Origin of the sequence: Streptomyces cavernae (assembly GCF_004023625.1) — a bacterium.
Classification (GTDB): Bacteria; Actinomycetota; Actinomycetes; order Streptomycetales; family Streptomycetaceae; genus Streptomyces; species Streptomyces cavernae.
Genome location: NZ_RPDJ01000047.1, coordinates 1 through 22,228 on the forward strand (window position 1 = coordinate 1; position 22,228 = coordinate 22,228).

Annotated in this window: 16 protein-coding genes and 2 pseudogenes; 12 read left to right on the forward strand and 6 right to left on the reverse strand. The window is 69.1% G+C overall.

Annotated features, from left to right (window positions below):
* The first annotated feature begins 145 nt into the window (after nucleotides 1-145).
* The gene (locus EF387_RS39845) at nucleotides 146-1,645 is read left to right on the forward strand and encodes a glycosyl hydrolase family 28 protein (RefSeq protein ID WP_238431960.1); all 1,500 of its coding nucleotides are present in this window, start codon (nucleotides 146-148) and stop codon (nucleotides 1,643-1,645) included.
* 1,043 nt (nucleotides 1,646-2,688) lie between these two features.
* Here the strand turns inward: EF387_RS39845 and EF387_RS39850 are convergent.
* The 3 genes from EF387_RS39850 to EF387_RS39860 form a co-directional block, all read right to left on the reverse strand.
* Nucleotides 2,689-4,662: a MalT transcriptional regulator family protein gene (locus EF387_RS39850; RefSeq protein ID WP_128381507.1), complete on the reverse strand. Its 1,974-nt coding sequence runs from the start codon at nucleotides 4,660-4,662 to the stop codon at nucleotides 2,689-2,691.
* Nucleotides 4,663-5,011: 349 nt separating this feature from the next.
* Nucleotides 5,012-5,869, reverse strand: a complete 858-nt coding sequence (locus EF387_RS39855) for an aldehyde dehydrogenase family protein (protein WP_420802678.1) — start codon at nucleotides 5,867-5,869, stop codon at nucleotides 5,012-5,014.
* A 218-nt stretch (nucleotides 5,870-6,087) separates the two neighbouring features.
* The gene (locus EF387_RS39860; RefSeq protein ID WP_162467293.1) at nucleotides 6,088-6,555 is read right to left on the reverse strand and encodes a cupin domain-containing protein; all 468 of its coding nucleotides are present in this window, start codon (nucleotides 6,553-6,555) and stop codon (nucleotides 6,088-6,090) included.
* Nucleotides 6,556-7,206: 651 nt separating this feature from the next.
* On the opposite strand from EF387_RS39860, the pseudogene EF387_RS50235 reads away from it, so the two are divergent.
* From EF387_RS50235 to EF387_RS39880, 6 genes and pseudogenes are all read left to right on the forward strand, one after another.
* A pseudogene (locus tag EF387_RS50235) lies at nucleotides 7,207-7,976 on the forward strand (four-carbon acid sugar kinase family protein).
* Nucleotides 7,880-8,137, forward strand: coding sequence for a TIM barrel protein (locus EF387_RS49530; RefSeq protein ID WP_274388978.1), 258 nt, complete (start codon nucleotides 7,880-7,882; stop codon nucleotides 8,135-8,137). The pseudogene EF387_RS50235 and the gene EF387_RS49530 overlap by 97 nt, the downstream one beginning before the upstream one ends.
* A gap of 23 nt (nucleotides 8,138-8,160) precedes the next feature.
* Nucleotides 8,161-8,475 (forward strand): TIM barrel protein, encoded by a 315-nt coding sequence (locus EF387_RS49535; RefSeq protein ID WP_274388979.1) that lies wholly within the window; start codon nucleotides 8,161-8,163, stop codon nucleotides 8,473-8,475.
* A 282-nt stretch (nucleotides 8,476-8,757) separates the two neighbouring features.
* A complete protein-coding gene (locus tag EF387_RS46890) occupies nucleotides 8,758-8,910 on the forward strand; it encodes a hypothetical protein (protein ID WP_155589815.1) in 153 nt (50 codons plus the stop codon).
* A gap of 182 nt (nucleotides 8,911-9,092) precedes the next feature.
* Entirely contained in the window at nucleotides 9,093-9,446 is a 354-nt protein-coding gene (locus EF387_RS39875; RefSeq protein ID WP_128381509.1) for a cupin domain-containing protein, read from the forward strand.
* 277 nt (nucleotides 9,447-9,723) lie between these two features.
* Nucleotides 9,724-10,523 (forward strand): annotated as a pseudogene (locus tag EF387_RS39880) (transposase).
* Between the two features lie 94 nt (nucleotides 10,524-10,617).
* Here the strand turns inward: EF387_RS39880 and EF387_RS39885 are convergent.
* Nucleotides 10,618-11,121 carry a GyrI-like domain-containing protein gene (locus EF387_RS39885; protein ID WP_238431961.1) on the reverse strand — a complete coding sequence of 168 codons (504 nt, stop codon included), beginning with the start codon at nucleotides 11,119-11,121 and terminating at the stop codon, nucleotides 10,618-10,620.
* 729 nt (nucleotides 11,122-11,850) lie between these two features.
* On the opposite strand from EF387_RS39885, the gene EF387_RS39890 reads away from it, so the two are divergent.
* The 3 genes from EF387_RS39890 to EF387_RS39900 all read left to right on the forward strand — a co-directional run bounded on the left by EF387_RS39890 (nucleotide 11,851) and on the right by EF387_RS39900 (nucleotide 14,430).
* Nucleotides 11,851-12,270 carry a PaaI family thioesterase gene (locus EF387_RS39890; protein WP_274388980.1) on the forward strand — a complete coding sequence of 140 codons (420 nt, stop codon included), beginning with the start codon at nucleotides 11,851-11,853 and terminating at the stop codon, nucleotides 12,268-12,270.
* Between the two features lie 29 nt (nucleotides 12,271-12,299).
* Nucleotides 12,300-12,944: a TetR/AcrR family transcriptional regulator gene (locus tag EF387_RS39895; protein ID WP_128381512.1), complete on the forward strand. Its 645-nt coding sequence runs from the start codon at nucleotides 12,300-12,302 to the stop codon at nucleotides 12,942-12,944.
* Between the two features lie 649 nt (nucleotides 12,945-13,593).
* Nucleotides 13,594-14,430 carry a DUF2182 domain-containing protein gene (locus tag EF387_RS39900; RefSeq protein ID WP_128381513.1) on the forward strand — a complete coding sequence of 279 codons (837 nt, stop codon included), beginning with the start codon at nucleotides 13,594-13,596 and terminating at the stop codon, nucleotides 14,428-14,430.
* Between the two features lie 271 nt (nucleotides 14,431-14,701).
* On the opposite strand, the gene EF387_RS39905 is transcribed toward EF387_RS39900, so the two are convergent.
* Nucleotides 14,702-15,361: a DUF1326 domain-containing protein gene (locus tag EF387_RS39905; RefSeq protein ID WP_128381514.1), complete on the reverse strand. Its 660-nt coding sequence runs from the start codon at nucleotides 15,359-15,361 to the stop codon at nucleotides 14,702-14,704.
* 889 nt (nucleotides 15,362-16,250) lie between these two features.
* Between EF387_RS39905 and EF387_RS48870 the strand changes: the two genes are divergently transcribed.
* Nucleotides 16,251-17,858: an SWIM zinc finger family protein gene (locus EF387_RS48870; RefSeq protein ID WP_238431966.1), complete on the forward strand. Its 1,608-nt coding sequence runs from the start codon at nucleotides 16,251-16,253 to the stop codon at nucleotides 17,856-17,858.
* Nucleotides 17,855-20,575: a DUF6493 family protein gene (locus EF387_RS39920; protein ID WP_128381515.1), complete on the forward strand. Its 2,721-nt coding sequence runs from the start codon at nucleotides 17,855-17,857 to the stop codon at nucleotides 20,573-20,575. Before EF387_RS48870 ends, EF387_RS39920 begins: the two co-directional genes overlap by 4 nt.
* A 158-nt stretch (nucleotides 20,576-20,733) precedes the next feature.
* On the opposite strand, the gene EF387_RS39925 is transcribed toward EF387_RS39920, so the two are convergent.
* Complete coding sequence (locus tag EF387_RS39925; RefSeq protein WP_128381516.1) at nucleotides 20,734-22,197, reverse strand: FG-GAP repeat domain-containing protein; 1,464 nt, start codon at nucleotides 22,195-22,197, stop codon at nucleotides 20,734-20,736.
* Between the last annotated feature and the right edge of the window lie 31 nt (nucleotides 22,198-22,228).

Genomic DNA, 22,228 nt, shown 5'->3' on the forward strand with positions numbered 1-22,228 from the left:
ACGACCGACGGCATCCGCAACCTCCCGGGGAGCGACGACACAACACGCCACCACTCCCACCGATTCACCGGCCCTATGCCTGACCAGCGAAAACACCGCCCTCAGATTCGGAACGACAACAGCTACTCAGGCCGCACCTGCAGACGTGCAGGTCTATCCTGTGCCGTCCATCTACCAGGCGTCCGCCGACTACCGGCTCACCGCCAATGGCAAAAGCGTGCCGGTGACGCGGTACCCCGGCTACGACATCGCCCAGTTCGCAATCGGCCAGGGCACCGCCGATCTGGCCTTGACCAAGGTCAACAACACCGACATCGGGTCGTACTCGATCAGCCCGGCCAAGCTCAATCTCACCGGCAGGGTCAGCGGACCGACTTTGAGGTTCACCGTGCAGAGGGACGAGTACCTCATTCTGAAGCTGGACGGCCGGCCCAAGCTCGTCATCGCGATCGACCCCGCCGAGACCGACCGGCCCGCTTCCTCAGGGACCGGCGTCTTCAACGTCCGCGGCGCGCCGTACAGCGCCCAGCCGGGGGCGAACTATGTGACATCGGCGTTCCAGCAGGCGCTCAACGACGCGGCGGCGTGGGGTTCAGCGAACGGGCGGCAGGGCACCGTGTACGTGCCCGCCGGGGTGTACACGCTCGGCAGTCTCTATCTGCGCAGCAATGTCGCCCTCTACCTCGAGCCCGGTGCGGTGCTGCGCTACACCGGAGAGCGTGAGCACTACGACGTCCACTGGCACAAGAACTCGCAGCAGCGGGACGTCACCTGGTTCCTCTCCACCCGGTACTCGTCCGAGAACATCTCGATCTACGGACGCGGCATCATCGACGGAAACGGGCAGGCCACTCTGGCACCCGACAACCTCGCCGTGAATCTGCTGACCCCGATCTACACAACCAAGTTCAGGGTCGACGGCATCACCTTCCGCGAGTCCAGCAGCTGGGCCATCATGCCGACCCGCTCCACCGACCTGCGCTTCTCGAACATCAAGATGTTCAACCGCTTCGACATGGGCGAGAACGACGGCATCGACGTCATGGAGTCCACCAACGTACGGGTCACCCACGCCATCGGTATCGGCCTGGACGATCCATTCAGCACTAAGACGTGGGACAGCAGCACCGACCTCTTCGTCAAGGTCCCCGGGACTCCCCGCCCCCTGTCCGACGTCGTGTTCGACGACCTTGTCTCCTGGACCTACTGCTATGGCGTCAAGGTCGGCCAGGGCGTCATACAAGCCCAGGACGGTGTGACGTTCAGAAACGTCGTGGTCCACGATGCGGCAGTCGGCATCGGCGTTCATCACAAGTACGGTTCCGCTGCAGCGAGTAACCTGCGGTTCGAGAACATCGACATAGAGAACCTCAGCTTCAGCAACGACAACAACCGCACGTGGCTGGCCCTGTGGACAGGCAACGCCCTGGGCACGGGACCGGTCAGGAACGTGACACTGTCGGACATCCGGGTTCGCAACGCCGGCACCACGCCCGCCCGTATCAACGGACAGCCTGGTGCCCTCATCAACAACGTCACCCTGCACAACATCGTGATGCCCGGCCGCACAACGCCGGCTACGACTTTGGCTCAGATGAACCTCACCAACCTGTCCCACTACGACACTCTCACCATTCAGCCCTGAACCGGGCTGCCCGGGCCCACATCCGTGGCCCGGGCAGACAACGCTGTAGGGGCGCCGCCCGCCTCGCCGTGTCGTCCATCAGGTGGGCAGGCGGCTTCCCTGACGGACTGCGAACCAGTCTCGGACGGCACGGTCACCCCACGTCAGTCAGTGAGCCTTCTCCAACCTGCCGAGGTCGCTTTTCGTGAACTCCGCCTTGCAGGGACAGCCCTTAGTTTCCAATAGCTTCCGCACGCAGGTTTCGAGTACCTCGGTGAAGCCGACATCGTTGCGCCCAAAATCAGCGTCACGAGCTTCGTGTTGGGGATGTGGGCGTTGGCCCGAGGAGGCTTGCTGCCGTAGCTGTTCCAGAACTCCGGGTGGTGGCACCGCTGCACAGGTGACATCCCTGAAGGCGCGGTTCAGCCCAGGTACCGCGGAACTCGTGGAGATCAGGTGGGCGTAGCTGCCTGTCGAGCGCTTGCAGTCCGCGTCTTGGCGCGGCTGACTTCTCGCGGGGGCGGCGCCCGCCGTGCCCCTCAACAATCCGACGACAAGCTCCGGCCAACTCCCGTGCACGAGCATAGGTACGTCAACGCACGGCGCCGACACGCGGCATGCACATTTTCGAGCACGAGGACCTGACCCCAAGCCATGAGGCGCACCACCGATACCATCGGCGCTTCCACTGAGCACCCCACATCACTTCCGAGGCCGGCAGGCGAGAGCTCCGACCGCGAGGCATTCGTCCGGGGACTGTACGAACAGCACGGCGCGGATCTGGTGCGGTACGCGGCCCGGCTCCTGGGAGGCGACGCACCAGGCGGAGGATGTCGTCCAGGAGGCGGCCGCGAGGGTGTTGAGCCATCTGGACTTCCTGCGGAACCCACACGGCCCGTCCCTGGCTGTTCACTTCAAGGCGGACCTGATGACCCGCGGGGCCCTGGACGCCACCGTATGACGGACCGGGTTCGTCACGTCGTCTCGTATCGCTCGTGCCCGCCGTGTCCCGAACGTGCCATTGCAGGTCCCCGACCGGCTTCGTGGTCAGGGACATCCGACGGCTACGACGACCGGTGCCCGCCAGGGGCGGTTCCGTAGATCTCCTGGCGCCACAGGGCGTCGCAGATCCGCTCGACGCCGCCGACGAGATGTCTGCGGTATGTACCGAACGGCAGGCCCAGCCGTGCTGCGGCCGCTTCCTGGGTGGTTGTGCCCCGCAGATAGGTTGTCGCCACCGCGCGGTGGTACTTCTCACCGCCAAGTTCCTCTGCCAGCGCCTGCACGGCCTGAATCACTACGTCCCGCAGTGCCACCCCCTGTTCGACGGTCAGCCTGCTGCGGGCCAATGGGTTCGCCGTGAGTTTCTCCGGGTTCCGCAGCTTGCGCAGCGCGTCGCGTACGGCGGCCTCGAATTCGGGCCGGGACAGTACGGTGAGTTCGGCGGGCCCGCCCGAGGCCGGCGTTTCGTCGGGAGCACCGGACGTGCCCAGTACGTTCGACAGCATCAGACGGGTCTTCTGTTCCGCCCACGTCCAGAGCGGCTGCGTCCGCCAGTCCAAGGCGAACAGGTGATACTCGACGTCGCCGATCCGAGGCCGGTCGTCGATCGGGACGAGGCCGAGGCTGGTCATATAGGGATGCCAGAAGTCCGCGGCTCGTATGGCTATGTACGACCAGCCCAGTCGCGGTCCGGCGCGGACGACCTCGGCCACGAATCGCCATTGGTGGAGGTCCTCGACCGGCGATACTCTCGGCTGGTTTCCCCCCGTCAGCCCGGGCACATGGAATCGGGACACTGCAAGGTGCTCACCGTCCCGCAGCGCGGCGGTGCTGCGGGCGTGTTTCCAGGCCGCCGCGATCACGGGGTCGACGTCCTCGCCATACGGTTCGGTCTGTCGCAGCCAGGTGGAGAATCCCACGATCTCGCCGCTGCGCGTGGACCGGTACACGCGGAAGGTATCCGGCTGCCGGTCCAGCCAGAAGCGGGCCAGGGCAGCCGACTCCGGCCCCTCCACCTTGGTCGTCAGTTCGATCACCGAGGTGTGTTCCGCCGGATCGCAGGTATGCAACACCACCTCGCCGTCCCCACGCCAGCTGTTGAAGTCGGATATGTAGCGATCGGTGCGGTACAGATAGAAGAACTCGCCCGCGGCAGGCAGCATCCCGCTCTCCGGAACCGTCCGTATCCGATCGAACAGGTGGCGGCGGAGCCGGCTGTGCAACTCCGTGAACCCATCGGGGTCACGCCAGCGCAGGTCCGCCTCCAGCGCCGCACGCACCACATCGTGCGGGAACAGGCCGTGCCGCGCGGACTCGACGAAGGGCAGACCGCGCAGCCAGTCGAACGTCGACACCGCCGCGTCTCCGAGCACGGCGCGCAGCAGTGTCTCCGTGGTCACGTACGCATGGGCGCACACTTCCAACGCCCGCCGGTGCGTCGGCGAGGGCACCTCGCCGATCAGCTGCGGCAGCAGCGTCTCGATCACATCCCGGCTCGGCTCCCAGTCCCCGGTGCTCTCCTCGTCCTGGATCGCCACCGCGGCCGCGAGCGCGAGGCCGAGGGGGTGGCCACCCGTGAAGGCCAGCAGTGCGTCATGTGTCCGCTGCGGCACTCCGCGGTTGTTCAGGAAGGCAGCGGCCTCGTCGGGGTTGAGGTTGCGCAGCGCTACGGTCCGCATCAGTGCTGCCCAGCCGGGATCGGAGGTCCACCCGGCATCCGGTGCCTGGCGTCCCGCGATGACGACCAGTGCTCCGGCCGGCAGGCGGGTCAGGAACCTGTCCCGCAGCCAGCCCTCAAGGCCCTGGCAGCGCTCGAAGGTATCGATGAGCAGGACGGCCCGCTCGCCGGTGAGTACGGCCCCGGCCTCCTCTTCGAAGGCCTGGGGTGTGGGCTCGGTGATCCGTCCGTCGACCTCCAGCACCTCACGCCCCGCCGCCCGCGCCTCGGCGGCGAAGCGGCGCAAGAGCATCGACTTGCCGATGCCGCCGGGCCCGTGCAGGTAAAGCACCGCAAGGCCCTTCGCATCACCGGACAAGGCGGAACGAAAGATGCCCAGCTCGGCCGCTCGGCCAGCGAAGGCACGGTCTCGTGCCTCCTGTAACTGGGCCCCTATCCAGCCGGCTCCGCTGCTACTCATGCAGGCCCCTCGGTTCGCTGTCGCGCGGATGGCGCAGACGTCCAGATCACTTACGATCGAGAATTCTCGCATGTGATCGCATCGGACCGATGTGAGTACGCGCTGCGTCCTTGAGTGGGCGATCTCACGGAACGCCACGGTCGGTTTTGGTACTCCGGCGGGGACCGTATGCGTCAGCGGCGCTCGTGGAGTTGGCGGACGAGGGAGACGACGCGCTCCTTCGCCGCGGCGGGGGCCGTGAAGGAGGTCAGATTGACCGGCGGGGCGAAGCGCTGGACCAGTGATCGACTGGGGCGCGGCGAAGGCGCAGGCCGTCCTCGCCGTGGATGCGTCCGAAGCCGGAGTCGCCGGAGCCCCCGAAGGGGAGGGCGGGCAGGCTGGCGAAGCTGAGGACGGAGTTGACGGAGACCATACCGGAGCGCAGCCTGGAGGCGGCCTCGGAGCCGGTGCGTCGGTTGCGGGAGAAGACCGCAGCTCCGAGGGCGTAGCGTGACACATTGACGCGGCTGATCGCCTTGTCCAGATCGGCGACCGCATTGACCGCGACGGTCGGGCCTAACGTCTCCTCCGTCATGACTGTCGCGTGCTCCGGTACGTCGACCAGGACGACGGGCTCCACGTAGGCCTCGGACACCGACTCGACACCGTCCAGCACGGCTCGTGCCCCGGATGCCACTGCCTCGTTGACGTGACGCTCCACCACGGCCGCCTGACCCGGCATGGTCATCGGTCCATAGGCCGCGTCGGGGCCCCTCCCGGGGCGAAGTGCGCGGGCCCGCTCAACGACCTCGTCACACAGGGCCTGGTGTACCTTCCGCACGGCATGAACGCGTTCGACACCCACGCAGGTCTGGCCGGCATTGGCCATCGCACCCCACACAATGGCGTCGGCGGCGGCGTCGAGGTCCGCGTCGGTGGCGACGATCACGGCGCCGATCACGGCGCCGATCACCGGCAGCGCTGCCCAGCCGGCCGCGGCCTTCTGTGCCCGGTGCACGGCCTCGGCGATCTGATCCGGCCCCTCCACCGGGTACTCGGCCGGCTGCCTTCCTGTGGCTGGGGAATGCGAGGTGAACGCCACGGCGGAAAGGGTCGTGTCCGTCATCGGTGTTGCTGGTGTGCGTTTTCGCCCCGACGCGGGGCCTCCGGCTTGCCGGGCGCCGAATCCGCGCCGAGGTCGTCCTGCGTCCGTACGAAGGGGTAGCTGTGCGGCTCGAGCCGGGGCAGGAGGGGAACGACTGGACCGCTGCCCGCCCTTCGCTTGTTGATCACCCTGCGGTGGGCCCACCCGTCCGAGACCGGGTCCTCGCTCCTGTCGCGGGCTCAGCCGAGGGTGTAGCCGTACTTCTCGGCGACCGCTCCCATGGCCACCACGTCGGCCGGGTCGAGCGGCGGGCCGACCTGGCCCCTGACACCGGGGCGCCCTATCTCCTGGAACATGCCGTCCATGCCGCCGGGAAGATACAGGAAGTACATCCGGGCGGGTTGTTCGGGGCTGATGTTGCGGAAGGAGTGGCGCACTCCCTTGGGGACGTAGACCACCCCGCCCGGCTCGACTTCGAACTCCTCGTCGCCGGCGGTCACATGGAGCGCGCCCTCCAGGAGGATGAACGTCTCGGACTCACCGTGGTGGGTGTGCGGCGGCGGCCCGGCCTCGGCGGGCACCACGGCTTCCGCCAGGGAGAGTTCACCGCCGGTGTCGGCGGCCCCGAGAAGAGTGGTGTAGGTGTCTCCCACGAGAAAGACGGGAGAGCCGCCGTCCGGCGGTACGTGCAGAGGGGGGAGGGACATTGACGGTCTTTCTGATCGGTAGGACGTTCCGCACGGCACAACGGCTCTTCGCGGAGTCCGGTTCAACGGCGTGCCGGCGCGAACGGCCGCCGTGCGGCCCGGGGGACGCCCCGAGTCCGCGCCGGGCGCAGCCGGCCGCTCTCCGGCCGCCGCGCGAGGCGGGGCCGCCGGCTTCCGACCCGGGCCGGCGCGCATGATCTGACCTTTCTCGGCTTCTGGCGCCGTCGTGCGAGGTGCCGAGCTTGCAGTGCCCGGGCCGGCAGAACCGCCAGTACCAGGAGCCTGTCGCGGACAACGGTCGCCGCGCCGCGCCCTCGCCGACGGCGGCCGATGATTCGGGACGGCGCCGTACGTGTCGCGCTGATCAGCCGCCGCGGCCCGCTGTGCCCGGCGGCGATGACCTTCCTGGACGGAGCGCTGACGGAACCGCGGAAGCCCCTAAGAGAACGGGCTTATGGGGCTGCCTTACAAGGCACATCGGGATTGTGTCTTGGGCGCGCCGCCCGGCCGGCTGCTGCAATCGGCCGTATGCAGAACCACCGCATCGGAGGACAAGTCGTCCTGAGCCGATACCGACGGCGGTGACACTGCGAAGCTCTGCGCGGCCACTTCCCGCTGGAGACCGATGTCCTCGCCGAGGAGCTGACCGAGCTGGGCGCAGGTGCTCCGGACGGTGTGGTACTGGTCCCCGCCTACATCGAGGCGGGCCGGCCGACCGTAGGCTCCCGCCACTGGATGCGGACCGCCGACGGGATGCTGCCGGTCGGCCAGAGCGAGTTCGCCCGTGACGCCACCTTCGGCTACCGCAGCTCGTCGCTGCCCGAGTGGGTCGAGGAGAAGACGGGCGGACGCATCCCCGCGGACGAGGTCCTGCGCGTCACCCTCGACGACCTGCGCGGCGGCGGCCCGGCGCACACGGCGCGGCTGCTGTCCTCGCTGCGCGGCGACGGGTGGCCGTGGTCGACGCGGTGTGCGACGACGATCTGCGCGTGCTGGCCCTGGCCCTCGCCGAGGCGGAGGAGAACGGCACGCGGCTGCTGTACCGGGTCGGGCCGTCCTTCGTCAGGGCCCGCGCCGGACAGGCGGCGCGGGCACCGCTCACCCCGGCCGAACTGCGCCCGCTGCGCGGCAACGCGCCGCACGGTCTCATCGTCGTGGAGTCTCATGTCGCGCTGACCACGAGGCAGTTGGACCGGCTGCGGGAGCGGGGCGGGATCGCCGAGTACGAGCTGGACGTGGCCCTGCTGCTCGACGGCGAGCGGCGTGACGCCCACAGGTGCTCTTCAACGCACCTCCCGGAGCGTGGGAGTCGGGAGAGCGCGGGATGGCGGCACTGCCCGGACGCGAGGCGGAGGTGCGTTCCGGTGTCGACCGGGCGCTGCAGTACGCGGCGGTGCTGGGCTGCCCTCGGGTGCACCTGATGGCCGGGCTGGTCCGACCGGACGCGACACCGGTCGAGCGGGCCAAGCACCGTGACACCTACCTGACCAACCTGGCCTGGGCCGCGGGGCGGGCCGCCGCGGCCGGCGTCGACATCCTGATCGAGCCGATCAACTGCCGCGACATGCCCGGTACTTCCTGAGCACCCAGGCCGAGGTGCACGCCGTGGTGCAGGAGGTGGGAGCCTCGAATCTCAAGGTGCAGCTCGACCTCTACCACTGCCAGATCGTCGAGGGCGACCTCACCGCGACCCTGCGCCGCGACCTGCCGACCGGCCGGGTCGGTCATCTGCAGATCGCGGGCGTGCCCGACCGGGGCGAGCCCGACCGGGGTGAGATCAACGTCCGCCACCTGCTCGACGTGGTCGACGCGCTGGGCTTCGACGGGTGGACCGGCTGCGAGTACCGCCCCCGCGCCGGCACGAGCGAAGGTCTCCGCTGGCTCAACGACTACCGGAGCCACCGAGAGGAGGGCGCATGAGGATGTCATCACGGGTGGCTTCGGCGGTTTCAGCGTCTCCTTGGGCCGGAGCGGTCGTGAGCGCCGCCTCTCCGCCCCGTGTTGACACAACGTCCGAACATCGTGCCCGCAACGGACAGATCACGCGTGGGCTCCCTGCGGGGCGTCGGAGATACTCGATACACCGCAACGGTCGCACGATCCATGCCACCGGTGCGGACCCGTTCGAGCATCAGGGCAAGGTCCATCCGGTGACTGTTGAGGTCGCCCATGAGGTCGCCGTCGCCTGACCCTCGCCGAGCGGTGCGTCGACGGCATCACCGCAACACGGAGACGCTGGGGGCGGGTGTCGAGAGCTCCATCAGCCTGGTGACCGCCCAACCCGGACACATCGGGTCCACTGAGGCCATCGACATCGCCAAGGACGCCCTTGCCGTCGGCCGGTGCGTGGCCTGACTCGCCAAGGAGAAGGGCCTCATGCCCGCGGGGATGCTCGCCGACCTGCTGCGCGGCGAGACCGTGGCGGGCAGCCGACGGGCCTGGTCCGAGATGCGCGATGAGCCTGGTCGGACTCGGCCCGGTGACGCTTGGTATGTCCGCTCCCGATGTGCGTTGTTCCAAACCAGTAAAGGAAAAGCATGTCGCTTCTGAAGACCATCGATCCCAATCCCTCCTTCGCACCCCTCGAGTCCGGCCCACTGCCGGAACGCCTGATTTCCGGCGACCCGACGTACAAGACCTGGGCCCAGGACGCCGCCCGCGGGGAAACGATCAAAACGGGTGTCTGGGAAGCCACGCCCGGCGAGACGCGCTCGATCAAGGGCGAGATCTTCGAGTTCTGCCACATCATTTCCGGCGTCATCGAAATCACGCCGGAAGGTGGCGAGCCGGCGGTCTACAAGGCAGGTGACAGCTTTGTCATGAAGCCGGGCTTCGTCGGTGTCTGGAAGACCATCGAAACCGTGCGCAAGATCTACCTGACCGTGTCGTAACGCCGATGCACCAGCTCAGCGATGCGGTATGAGGCGATGGGACCGGGCGGCTGCCTCCCGGTCCCATCCGTACTGCTCCGTGTCGCCGCGCAGAGAGCGGGCGGACGCACGGAGAGTCCCAGGTGAGGACTCCGCAGAGAAGCAGCAGGTCAGACGGTTCACAGAGATGTCCGGATCCAGCCAAGGCGCCGCAGGTCAGAGGCTCTCAAGTCCGGCGAGTTGCTGCCGCCCAGGGTGTGTTGCGAAAGTGGATCTTGGTCGGGGATGATCACGTCCCGTGGGACGGCGTGATCTGACGAACAGCCAGTGGGCCCGGCTGGATCGTTGTTGCCACTGGGCCTCAAGCCGGGTCGTCCGCAGGTGTGGACGCGGCGGCAGCTCATAAACGGCATACGGTGGCGGACCCGGACCGGTGCCCCGTGGCGCGAGGTGCCCGAACGCTATGGACCGTGGGACCGGGTCTATGGCCTGTTCCGGCGCTGGCAGCGGGACGGCAGGCACTCGGGCGAGGACCCTCACCCAGCTCCAGGCCGAGGCGGACGCGAAGGGCCTGGTCACCTGGGACGTCAACGTCGACTTCACCGTCTGCCGGGCCCACCAGCACGCCGCCGGGGCGACGAAAAGGGGGGACCTCCAGAAGCAGCCGCCCGACGGTATCTTCGTCGAGGCGGCCGACCACGCCCTCGGACGGTCCAGTTCGATGCGGTCCTGGAAGCCATCCGGGTCCCGAGGCTGGGTCTCGGCAGGCCGCGCAAGCGTCCGGACCGGGTCCGGGCCGACAAGGCGTACGACTCCCGCGGCAACCGCTCCTACCTGCGCAGACGCGGGATCAAGGCCACCATCCCGGTCCCGGCGGACCGTGTCCGCAACCGCCTCAAGCGCGGATCGCGAGGTGGGCGGCCGCCGACGTTCGACAAGGATGACTACAAGCAGCGGCACGCGGTCGAGTGCGGGATCAACCGTCTCAAGCGTCACCGGGCCGTCGCCACTCGGTACGACAAACTCACCGTCCGCTACGAAGCGACCGAGCTGGGAGCAGCCATTAACGAGTGGCTGTCAAGAGAAGAGTGCTTCTGACCTGGAGGGATGGGCTTGTTGAAGGTTCTGTCCACCGCAGGGTAGGAGGCACTCTCCAGGTGAGGAAGCGTACCGGTCCTCGTCGGGCACGGTGTCAGGCGTCGCCATCGGCGACGCGGATGTTGAGCTCGACCTGCCACTTGGTCTTCATCCGCTCGGATCGGGGGTCGGTGAGATAAGCCTCGTACCGGCAGGCGAAATGGTCGCCGGTCGGCTCGTCCCACCGGTCGGCGGTCATGCCGTTGTCCCTGATCCAGGTAACTAACAGGTGGTTCGCGCGCCGCGCGTGGTTGACGTAGGTGAGGCTCGCGTACCTGCCCGCCGGCAGAGCGCCGGTGCGCACGTGGTCGTCACCATCGAGCCTCTCCTTGGTGATCACACCGAGCTCGACGTCCATCGGGCCGTTCATGTCGATGACATGGAGGCGGAAGAACGTGTTACCGACGTCGGTTACGTCGCGCTTGTCGAGCCACGCGTACAGCTCTGCCATCAGCTTGTCACGGACGGCGAACAGGCCGCGGAACGGGGTGACGATGCGAATGCCGACATAGGGGGTTTCGGGCCTCGTGACGATCTGGGGACCTTCGATGATTTCCACGGTAACCTCCACGCGAGAGGCTACCGGCGTTTCACCATATTCGATGGCCGGACGAGCTAACGTGCTTTCGCCCGTGGGGTTGTCCAGCAGGTGATCACTTAAGCAGAAAGCGCCTCTGACCAGCGAGAATGAGGATCGCCTGTGCCATTCCTCCTACGAAAACACCCTCTGAGCTGTCATGATGGGTGTGACATCACTTTCCCGGAGGCGTACTGGTGACCCCGGCTGTCAGTCCTTGCGGAGTGCCCTGCGGGCAACCTCCGCCGCGCAGCCGGGACAGGAGTTTCCCGCGTCCCGGGACCACAGGGTGGCCGTGTTGATGTGCAGGCCGAGGAGCCGACTGGGACCACTGCCGGAAGCTGCCCTGCCAGCTCCATGAGAGCGGTGTTGCGTCCGGCTCGGGTGAGGATGCCGAGCCGGTTCAGGCGCTTCTTGAGAACAGCGTCCGTCTGCATCTGGAGCCCGTCTCGAGGTGCTCCAGTGACGCATGCGAACGCCTCTTTGACCATCGAGGGACGCCGAAGGCTCATCGAGCGCTTCAGCCAAGCCGCGAGGTGGCCATGCTGCGCGCTGCGCGTATCACTGCCACTGAACGGGTCCAGCACGGCGCCAGGGTCGTCCGCGCGCGACACCGACGCCGGTGAACGCAGCGCCGCGACGATGCGGAGCATCTGAAGTCCTGGGTTGACGGCCTGGGTTAACGTCGATAACTTAACGACATTAACTCACATGGGAGGGAAACCTGTGCCCACACTCGGAGCTGAAGACATCTACGCTCTCGCGCCGTACGCCAAGACACTCGGAGTCGTGTTCGACGAGATGACGGCAGCCGGCGTTCGAGCCACGCTGGCGCATGATCTCTCTCTTTCCACGGTGGGCGGCGGCTTCCATGGAGGAGCGTTGATGGGACTCGCCGATGTCAGCGGTGCCGTGTGCGCCGCCCTCAACGGTCCGGCGGGCGCCGCACCGGCCACCGTGGAGTCGACCACGCACTTCCTTCGGCCGGCACACACAGACGTCGTTGCGACAGCTCGCCCCCTGCGTGTAGGCCGCAACACCGTCGTCGAGGTCAACGTGCATGACGCCAAAGGCGAACTGTGCGCCCGGGTGACCCAAGTGGTCACCGCCGTCAAACCGAGGACATCCTGATCTCACTCTCTCCCGAAGGCTCCCTCTCCATGACCGGCTCCCGCGTTCGCGCCGCCAAGGGCCAGGGCGGCCTGCTCCGCGACCAGCTCCTCGACATCGCCGATCATCTACTCGAGGACGGTGGCGAGGACGCTCTCACGATTCGCGCAGTAGCGACCAGCGCGGGAGTCACCCCTCCAGCCGTCTACCTACATTTCGCCTCGAAGAGGGAACTCGTCCACGCCACGTGCCTGCGTGTGTGGAGTTCACTGTTCACCGAGTTGGAAGCAGTGTCCCGGGGGATCTCGGATCCTGTGACGGCGCTCTACGAAACCTGCGTCGCCTACATCGCGTTCGGGCTTCGCTACCCCTCCCACTACCGACTGGTGATGGATGGCGAAGCCACTGAAGCAAGTCGCCAGAACGCGGACGCGTGTTTCCGATATTTCCGAGACAAGGTCGCGGCCTGTCTTGATGCCGGTCTACCGGTCGAGAGCAGGACCGAAACCGCCAGATTGCTGTGTGCCGGCGTGCATGGCGCGGTTTCTCTCCTGATCCACCAGGGCCGCGACGCATGGCCTTCGGACACCGCTGACTATGCCATGCGGGCGGCATCCGCAGCCGTCCACGGCGCTCTTCTCACCGCATCTCACGTGTCCAGACCCTCGATGTCGGCCGTGATGCCGTCGAGCTGAGACAGGGGCATCGGCCGACTACTCATCGAGCGCATGAACCACCAGCCAGGACGGTCAGGCAGGCCGGTCTACAACACGACGACGTCTTCTCGCTGTTCGACGCCTCGACCTTCCCGAAGCTCTCGCTGGACTGCTACCTGACCCACGAGAAGCTGCTGACCGATCCGCATCTGGAGATGCGGGGTACGCGAGTCAACACCCTGCCGTGTCGAGGCCGGTCGATCGAACAAATGAGCAACGGGGCCATGCTTCCCTCTGGTACGGAACGGTCCTCAATCCCCGAGGTGCCCCGGCCGCTCATGCTGACACGATCTCAGCGCCGCGGCGCTGCAGGATGAGTTCAGAAACGGATCTTGAACATGGCTGACATCGCGAGTCAGGACGCAGAACGGTCGGACGATGCGCAGGCCCTCACCCGCACCTCGGTCCTACGGCGTGCTGTTCTTCAGGGCCCTCGCCCGGTTGGAGCCCGGCCGATCCCAGTGCCCACGACCGAGCAATTGCTTGGCGGGCGCGGAATGCCGCCGTCGCCTGTCCGCACTGCCTTCCCGGCACGGGCGGTCCCTCACTCAGAGTGAGTGGGGCGGGGCGAGGTCGCGCCGTACTTGGATGAGTGGTCTGCTGGAACTATCCGTAGGAGGGCACGCCGATGCGCTTCACCCGGACCTCCGTCCTCGCCCCCACGCGGACGCCCGCGCCGACCGGAGCCGGCGGAGGGCTGCTGCCGAAGCGGGATCTCGCAGCCGCGTGGTTCCTTGTCCTCCTGATCGCGGTGCCCGCGTGGGCGCTCACGATCGGGCAGGCCCGCGACATGGGGGTCGAGCCCGGCACGATGGGGATGGCGCTGCCCCTGTTCCTGCTGCTCTGGGTGACGATGATGGCGGCCATGATGCTGCCGTCCATGGCGCCGGTGGCCATCACGTGGGTGCGGGGGATCGGCCGACGGTCCTCCGGCTGGACCCGGGCCGCGCGCACCGTCGAGTTCGTCGGCGGGTACCTGATGGTGTGGACCGCCTTCGGGGCGCTCGCCTACGCGGCGCTGGCCCTCACCGGCGGCCTGGTGGCCGACCACCCGACCGCCGGGCGCTGGATCGGCTTCACCGCGTTCCTGCTCGCCGGCCTGTACCAGCTCGGGCCGCTGAAGTACGTGTGCCTGCGGCACTGCCGCGACCCCATGAGCCACCTGATGCACTACGCCGGTTTCCGGGCGCCGGCACGTGACCTGCGGGTGGGCGTCCATCACGGCGCCTACTGCGTGGGATGCTGCGCCGGGCTGATGGTGGTCATCATCCCGCTCGGCGTGATGAACGTGGCGGCGATGGCGGGACTGGCCCTGGTGATCTTCGTGGAGAAGCTGTGGTCCCGGGGCCCTCTGCTCGCCCGGGTCGTGGGCTCGGCGTTTCTCGTCCTGGCCGTGCTCGCGCCGTTCCAGGACTGGCTGCTGCCGGGGCTGCAGGACTCGATGCCGTCGATGGGCGGCATGTGACTCACCTGGAAGACGGCCGTGCCCAGGCATTCGGTCCCGCCCTTGGCATCCCGGGGTTGCCCGTCCTACGGGCAGCTGCACAGCACAGCACAGCGCACGCGCAGCCGGCGCTTCATGCGCGGCCGAGAATGCCGCAGGAAACGCCGCGCGATCACCGCGAGATCACCTTCACCCAGGCCGCAAACCGCAGTAGCCGGTGAAGGTCTCTTCGAGTCCCTCGTGGTTGCCGATCCTGGCCCCTACCGCCTCTACCAGGGGCGGGGGTGTGTGGTCAGGTCGGTCCGGTCCAGTCGAAGGGGAAGTGTTTGCTCGACTTGCCCGAACGGTCCCAGGTGAAGCCGAAGGCGTCGGCCCGGTCGGTGGTGGCGCGGCCCCAGGTGGCGATCTGGCCGGGTCCCACCTCGGAGCCGGGGGCGTTGTGCACCTGGACCCGCGTGCCTTCCGGCGTGGTCGGGCCGGTCAGCGCTTCGGCGGTTGCCGTCACCTTTCCGGGGATTTCCGCGCGCCAGGCTGCCAGGTCCTCGTCGACCTCGATGCGGATGGGCGCAAAGTCCATGCCCCTCATCTCTGGGCCGAACATCTCGCCGAACTCCGCAGGCCATCCGCCCGCCTCACCGCCGAAGATCGCCTGGAGGGCGGCGCGCTGTTTTTCGTCGGCGCGTTCGTCGAAGAAGACCGCGGCGTAGGCGTCCGTGTGCTCGCGGGCCCAGGGGTTGCCGACGAAAGAGCCGAGCATCAGTACGTTGAGGCCGTCGAGCCGCACGTCGCCGAAGTTGCCCTCCCCTATGTGCCAGGCCAGCACCCCCTCGCAGTCGCCGTAAGTCGGGGCCTGCGCGAACGTACAGGGGCACGGGATGGCGCACTTGCAGACATCGAACCAGTCGCCTGCCAGATGCCAGGGCGGCGGACCGGTGGTGGGTTGCTCCGTCATCTTGCTTCCTTCCGCCGAGGGAGTTCGAGGCGAGATCACGCTCTTTGTTCCAGCTTGCTCCTCGTCCGTTCTGCGGGCGAGTGGTATCAGGCGACTGTGACTGGTGTTGCTTCCTGTGACTGGTGGTGCTGGTGAGGCGGGCGCCTGGTCGCGGAAGGCCCGGACGCTCAGATGGGGCGTTGGGGATGCCGAAGGGCAGGGCGCCTGACCGGAAATCTCGACGGTCAGGAAGGTATCGGTGCGGGCCGCGGAGACGGCGGCTTCGCCGAGTGCTCCGCGAGTCTGTCGCCGCCGGCCGGGCGTCCAGGCCGGACGCCGACCGGCCCGGCTGGGCGGTGGCGGGCCCCCGCGGTTCGACGCGAGCCACCGGGCGCTCCCGGCACCGCTGTCTCACCAACTCCCCGGGATGCGCTGAGCAGGGTGCGGTCGCTGGTACGCCAGGACACCGTGCTTGCGATGACATCGCCACCTGATCGCACGCCGCCACGCCGTCCGTGCCCGGCCCAGGCGGCTGGGCCGGGGAACGGGCCGCCGTGCCGCGTCCTGCGGCGGGCGATCCTGGGCCCCATGTCACGAGGGCGGACCAGGTCGCGGTAGATGTCGTTGTCGTTGCCGCGGTCGGTGAAGAGCGAGTCAGGTTTGCGGTGTGGGAGCCCCACCCGGCCGCGAACCCGCGGGATCGCGTCGAGCAGGGGGCAGTTGGGTGACGCGGTGCAAGACCTCGGCAGCCGTACGACTCACGTCCGGTGGGCGGCGCCGTCGTGGGCGCGCCGCAGCAGGGCAGCGGCGGCAGCCAGTTCCTCGCCGCAGCAGGGGCTACGGCGGTGTGCGCGCGTCCCTGCGGCCCGGTGTCAGTCCATGGTCGTAGCGTGTGCGGGTGACTCAACTCATGCAAAACTACTTCTACTTACGCCCCTCGGGCGTGCACGATTCCATGGCGGGGCGCAGCCTCACGCTGGAGACCTCCGGCGGTGCCACACCGGCCGGAGAGGCGGCCAACCCCCGTTTCTTCAGCGGGTTCCTGACCGCGCCGGCCGCCGCGGCGACGGCGCTGCTCGCGGTCGCCGACGTGGCGGCCGCCCGCTACTACCGGCCGAGCGGCGGGGCCTCGCTCGACCCTGTGGTGACGGCCGACGGCGACCGGCTGCGGCTTGAGTCCTTCTCCGGCTGCTGCGGTGTCTACGCCCGCCTCGACGTCCTCGCGCCCGGCCTCGACGGTGGCGATGTCGGTCATGGCACCACGAACGTGGACGTCAACCCGCCGCTGCGGCGGGCGCTCGCCGGGCTCGGTGGGCTCGACCCGCTTCATCTGGCCGTGGGGCCGGAGGAGTTGGCGGTGCGCACCTTCGACGGCGAGTTCGTGGAGAAGAAGGTCCCGCTGCCGGAGCGCTGGCTGCGCGGCTTCGCCGAGGCCCAGGTGCTCGCGGCGGGCTTCGCTCTCCGGGCCGAGGTTCCCGCTGCGGAGGCGGCCGCCCTGCTGCGGGCGGTGCCCCGGCCCACCCGCCAGTCCGGTGCCCGCACAACCCGCTGGGTGGTGCCCGCGGGCCGCACCCTGCGTCCCGTGACCAGGCCGGCGCCGGGTGCCGTGTGCCTGCCCGGGCCGGAGCGGCTGCTGACCCTGCAGACGGTCCTGCGGCACGCGACGACCGTACGGGTGTACGCGCCGACGGCCGCGGACGGGGCCGACGCCGCGGACGGGGCCGCCGCCGTTGCCTGGGAGGTCGAACTGCCGGGCATGCGGCTGACGTTGCTGCTCTCCCAGAGCGCCTCGCGTGGCTTCTCCGGCGAGGGCGGAGTGCTCCACGACCTAGGGCCTGTGTCGGAAGTGGCGCCTGCCGGCCGACGCCTGGCACGCACTCTCGCCGCACCGGGCGAAAGCCCAAGTACATCCAGTACGAGGACTTCCGGCCGGCACTCTCCCAAGCTCTTCGAGCAGGGGGTACCCCAGAGCACGCACCGGACGCCGCTCCTCGACGGGCGAACGTTGCCTGCCGGGGCACTAGTCACCGGGTCCGCGGCGGCGGACGCGGAACGGATCGCCGAACTGATCGCCTGGGAGCCGAGGATCGATGTCGCCGACCTGTCGGGGCAGACCGGTCTGCCCGCCGACCGGGTGCGTGCCGCGCTGACCATGCTGGGCACGTCCGGCCAGATCGGCTACGACATCGCCGAGGAAGCGTACTTCCACCGCCACCTGCCGTACGACGCCGGCGCCGCGGAGACGCGCAACCCCCGGCTGCGCGGGGCGCGGGCGCTCGTCGCGGACGGGTCGGTCCGGCTCGACGGCCCGCTGGCCCGGGTCGGGAAGGGCGACGACGCCCATGTGGTCCGCACCGACGACGCGACCGGGCGGTTGAGCTGCACCTGTTTCTGGTGGGCGAAGTACCGGGGCGGACGCGGCCCCTGCAAGCACGTCCTCGCTGTTGGCCTGGCACGAGGCACGGCGGCGGAGTCGCAAACGACGGCGAACACGACACGATCGGAGACGGCACGATGAAGCTGGTCCACCTCGCGGAAGCATCAGATGTCGAGGGGGTGCTCCGGGAACTCGGCGCCCTGACGCCGGGCGACCGCGCGGCACAGGCCGAGGCCCTGGAAGCCCGGCGCGCGACGCTGCGGGCCGACTGGAGCCACCGCCCCGAGAGGGAGAAGGCCGCCCAGCTCGCCGCCGAACTCGGCTGCCGGACCGACCGCGTGGCCGCGGCCGACTGGATCCAGCGGGACGAGAACGGCGCAGCGTGGTCCCCCCTGTTCCTCGGCGGGTCCTGGATGCTCGACGTCCTGAACCTCCACCCCGTCGCGTGGCGGGCCGAGCTGGCCGCGCAGCTCGCCGAGCGGTTGACGACCGAGCGCTCCGCAAGGGCCGACCTCGTCGAGCACCTCGTCCACGACACGGGCTGCCCCGTACCGGACGCCGTCGGGTTCGTCCACGGCTGGCTGGAGAGCCGCATCGCCAACAGGGAGCATCCCGCGGGGCTGCGCGGCGGGCCACGGCCCGGCGCCACCATCCTGGAGCGGCTGCGCGCGGACGACCTGTCGCCGAAACTCCTCCCGCTGGTCCTGGAACGGCCGGAGATCCAGCTCGGCGTGCACTATTTCCATCACGGGACGGCGCGGAACGGCCTGTCGTACATGATGGAGAACACCAGGCTGGGCCCGTTCATCAGACTCTGTGCCGAGGGACTGGTCGACCATGCCGCGCTGGTCCGGCGCGTCTTCGCCGACCTGGATGCCGCCATGACATGGGGGCTGGACGTCGCGATCGTTCTGAAGGAACTCGCCCCCACCCCGGCGGAACTCGCCTCGGTGGCCGGTGAACGCACCGCGCTCGCCGAACCCCTGCGCGCGCGGCTGCTCCAGGACGGCACACGCGCGGAGACCGCGCCGCCGCTCGCGTTCCTGCGCGCGCTCGCGCTCACCCCGGACGAGAACGCACCCTCCGCCAGGGACCATGTGGCGCTGCTCGACCTGTCGTCGCCGGTGGCCTCATACGCGCAGGAAGTCCTCAACGGGCTCGACGAGGCCGGGCTGCTGGAGCCCGACGTGTTCACCGAGGTGTGCGAACGGGTCCTGCTCCGCCCGGAGAAGAAGCTGGTCCGCGCCCAGCTCACCCGGCTCGACCGCGCGGCCCGCCGGGACCCCTCGCGCGCCGCCCGGACCGTGCTCGACGCGGCGAGGGCCTTCGACCACCGGGACGTCGACATGCAGGAACGCGCCCTCGACGTGGTCGCCCGGCACCTCAGGGCCGCGGGCGACTCCGTACTGCCTGAGCTGCGCACGGCTGCCGCACGGATCAACCCCGGTCTGGCGGCACGGGCCGCCGAACTCCTCGGCACCGCACCGGACCAACTCACCCGGCAGTACAGCGACATACTCCCCGTCGTGCCCGAGCCACGCCCGGTACAGGGCCCCATCGAGACGGCCGTCGAGGTCGCCGAGGAGCTCGCGGCGGTCGTCGCGGACGACAAGGACGTGGTCACGTTCGAGCGGGTCCTGGACGGGCTGGTCCGGCACGCCCACCTCGACCGGATCGCGCTGGCCCAGGCGTTGAAGCCGGTCATGCGCAAGGAGCCCCGCTCGGACGAGGACTGCACCCAGGCCGACGTCTACGACGTGGCCGCGGCGCTGCGGGGCGACGAGCCGAGGCAGCGCCACTTCACCGTCCGCCCCAAGTACAGCAGCAACTCCCCGGCCGGTGAACTGCTGGGCGCGCGCCTGGCCGAGGCGATCGACATCATCGAGGCCGACGCGCAGCCGTTCCTGCTGGCCGTGCCGACCGACACCACCGGTGCGCTGGACGCCGCCGTACTCGTGGAGCGGATCTCGGTGCTCGACGGACTCGGCATCACACCCGCGCCGGTCGACCTGGCCCAGGCGCTGCTGCGCGTCGCCCCGACCGCCGACGAGAAGGTGCCGGCCGCGGCCGGGCAGCTCGCGTCCGACGCCGGGCAGCGGCTGGCGCGGTGGCTGCGCGAGGGCGGTCTGCCGCACTGGGACTGCGGGCCGGCCGACTGGCCCGACGCCCACTCTCACAAGGACCCGACGGACTGGGTGAGCCACATACGCCCTGAGCCGGCCCCCGGCCCCCCGCTGCTCCCGGCCGCCGCGACCCTGATCGGGCCGCACCGGGGCGGTGCCCTCTTCAACCCGATGGCCCCCTTCTGGCTCGCCCAGTTGCCCCACCACCGCGAAGTCGTGCTGGCCCGCGACTACTTCAGGTACCGCGTCAGCGAGCGGGGCTGGGCCTACGCCCTGCCGTTCGCCGCGGAGTCCGGCGGCCCGGCGGGATTCGCGCTGCATCTGGCGCTGGCGTTCAGCCTCTCGTACGACCGGCAGGGCGAACGCGACGCGGCGGTGGACGCGCTTCTTGTGCTCGCCGCGCGGGGGCAGCTGAACACCGACCTGCTCGGACGGCAGTTGGCCGAGATGCTGCGCGGCAAGTCGATCGAGTCGAACCGGGTGACCGTCTCCCTGCGTATGGCGGCCGAGACCGGCGCGTACGCCACCGTGTGGTCCGTGCTCGAAGTCGCCCTGCCCCACCTGCTGGGCGATCCGGTGGTACGGGGCACCGGAGCGCTGCTCGCCCTCGGTGTCGACTGCGCCTCCCGCTGCGCGGCGAAGGGCGAGATACCCGAAGTCACCGCGGTCGCCGCGCGTACCGGCTCGAGCCAGGTGGTGAAGAACGCGAGACTGCTGCGCGACGTACTGCGCTGAGCGGCCCTGCTTTGCACCCGGCCGGGGCCGTCGAACGACATTCCCGGCACCCGGAGCGCGGCCACCGCGAAGGTGCGATTCCTTGGGAGTCCCCTGGCGTGTTCCGCTACAGCCGGACGGCCGTATCAACGAGCGTGACGATGCCTTGGCCACCGACGTCAGCCTCTGCCGAAGTCCCTAGTCCTGACGAAGCGTCGGTCGCTGGTGGAGGGGCCCGTCTTCGTGCCGGTGAGAATCCAGTAACCGGCCTCCTTGCGCGGCTTGTTGAAGCCGAAGGTGCCGATGAGCAGTTCGTCGCGCCCGTCGATGTCCAGGTCGGCGAGGTGGAGGTCCCATCCGAACCGATCGCGGTCCCCCTCGTGCCGGGGCGAGCCGCCCAGGCCGATGGAGTACCTGTCGATCCTCATGACACGGTCCTCGCTGAGGCCGCGCGGTCCGCCGAGCAGTACCGTCACCTCGCCGACGCGCCGATCGCTTCCCACCGTCTGGGTGGCGACATCGTCGCGACCGTCTCCGTCGACGTCACCGACGACCGCGTCGAAGAGCCGCACCTTGCCCAGGCTGGTGGCGGAGCGCCCGCGGCCGGGGCCGTTCGCGCTGCCGTACACGGCCACCGCCTCATCGACCTGAGTACGCCCGAGGATGTCGTCGCGGCCGTCGCCGTCGAAATCCCCCGCGACGACGGGGACCATTCCGCTCTCGTGATCACTCGTGATGCCTGGCACAGATCCCACCTCCTTCAGACCCTGCGGCATTGCGCGGTAGAAGGCGGCGTCGTCGACGTCCGGCATGTCGTCGTCCTCGAAGCGGGCGTCCTCTTCGTCGTACTTCGCCTTGGTCACCAGGTCGTCGCGGCCGTCTCCGTCGAAGTCCGCCGCCACCACGTGGGCCACGGGCACCCAGCCGTCATGCCCGACGTCGACACTCGTGGTGGTCCGGGGCACACCTTTGTCGCGGGCGAGCGGGCCGTGCAGGATCACGGCCTGCTGCGGTTCCAGGTCCTGGTCCGAGCTCGGTTCACCCAGGGTGAGCAGGTCGAGCGCACCGTCGCCGTCGAAGTCCGCGACGGCGACGGCGTCCTGTACATCGGAGGGCAGCCCGGTGGTGCCCGTGGCTCCGCGCGGGCCGCCCCAGATGATGCGCTGGTCGGGGGTGTACTTGCCGCTCGGGTGGCTCAGTCGGTTGCGTACGACGATGTCGGCGTGGCCGTCGTCGTCCAGATCACCCGTGAACTGTTCCGACACGTCACGGAAGATCGGTGAGGAGTCGACCCGGGGATCGGGCGGGGCGAAGCGCTCCGAGAGGCCGAAGGCGCCGGCGGGGTCGAGGCCGGAACGCGAAGCGAAGGCGATGAAACGGTTGTTGAACCACTTACCGCCGGTTTTGGGGTACTTGTACCAACCGTTGACGACGGCGTCGGCGTGCCCGTCGCCGTTCACGTCACGGCGGTTGACCTCGCCCGTGTCGCGTTCGGCCGGTGTCGGTGGCGACCCGGACGTCGAGGGCATGGTTGACGCGGAGGTGTCCGCCGTCCGCTCCTCGCCGTCGCCCGTGCAGCCCCCGGCGAGGAGAGCCATCGCGCAGACGCAGGCCATCGCCGCTGGAACTCCGTGCCAGTTCATGACGCCAGTCTGCGCGAGTCTCACCACGGCT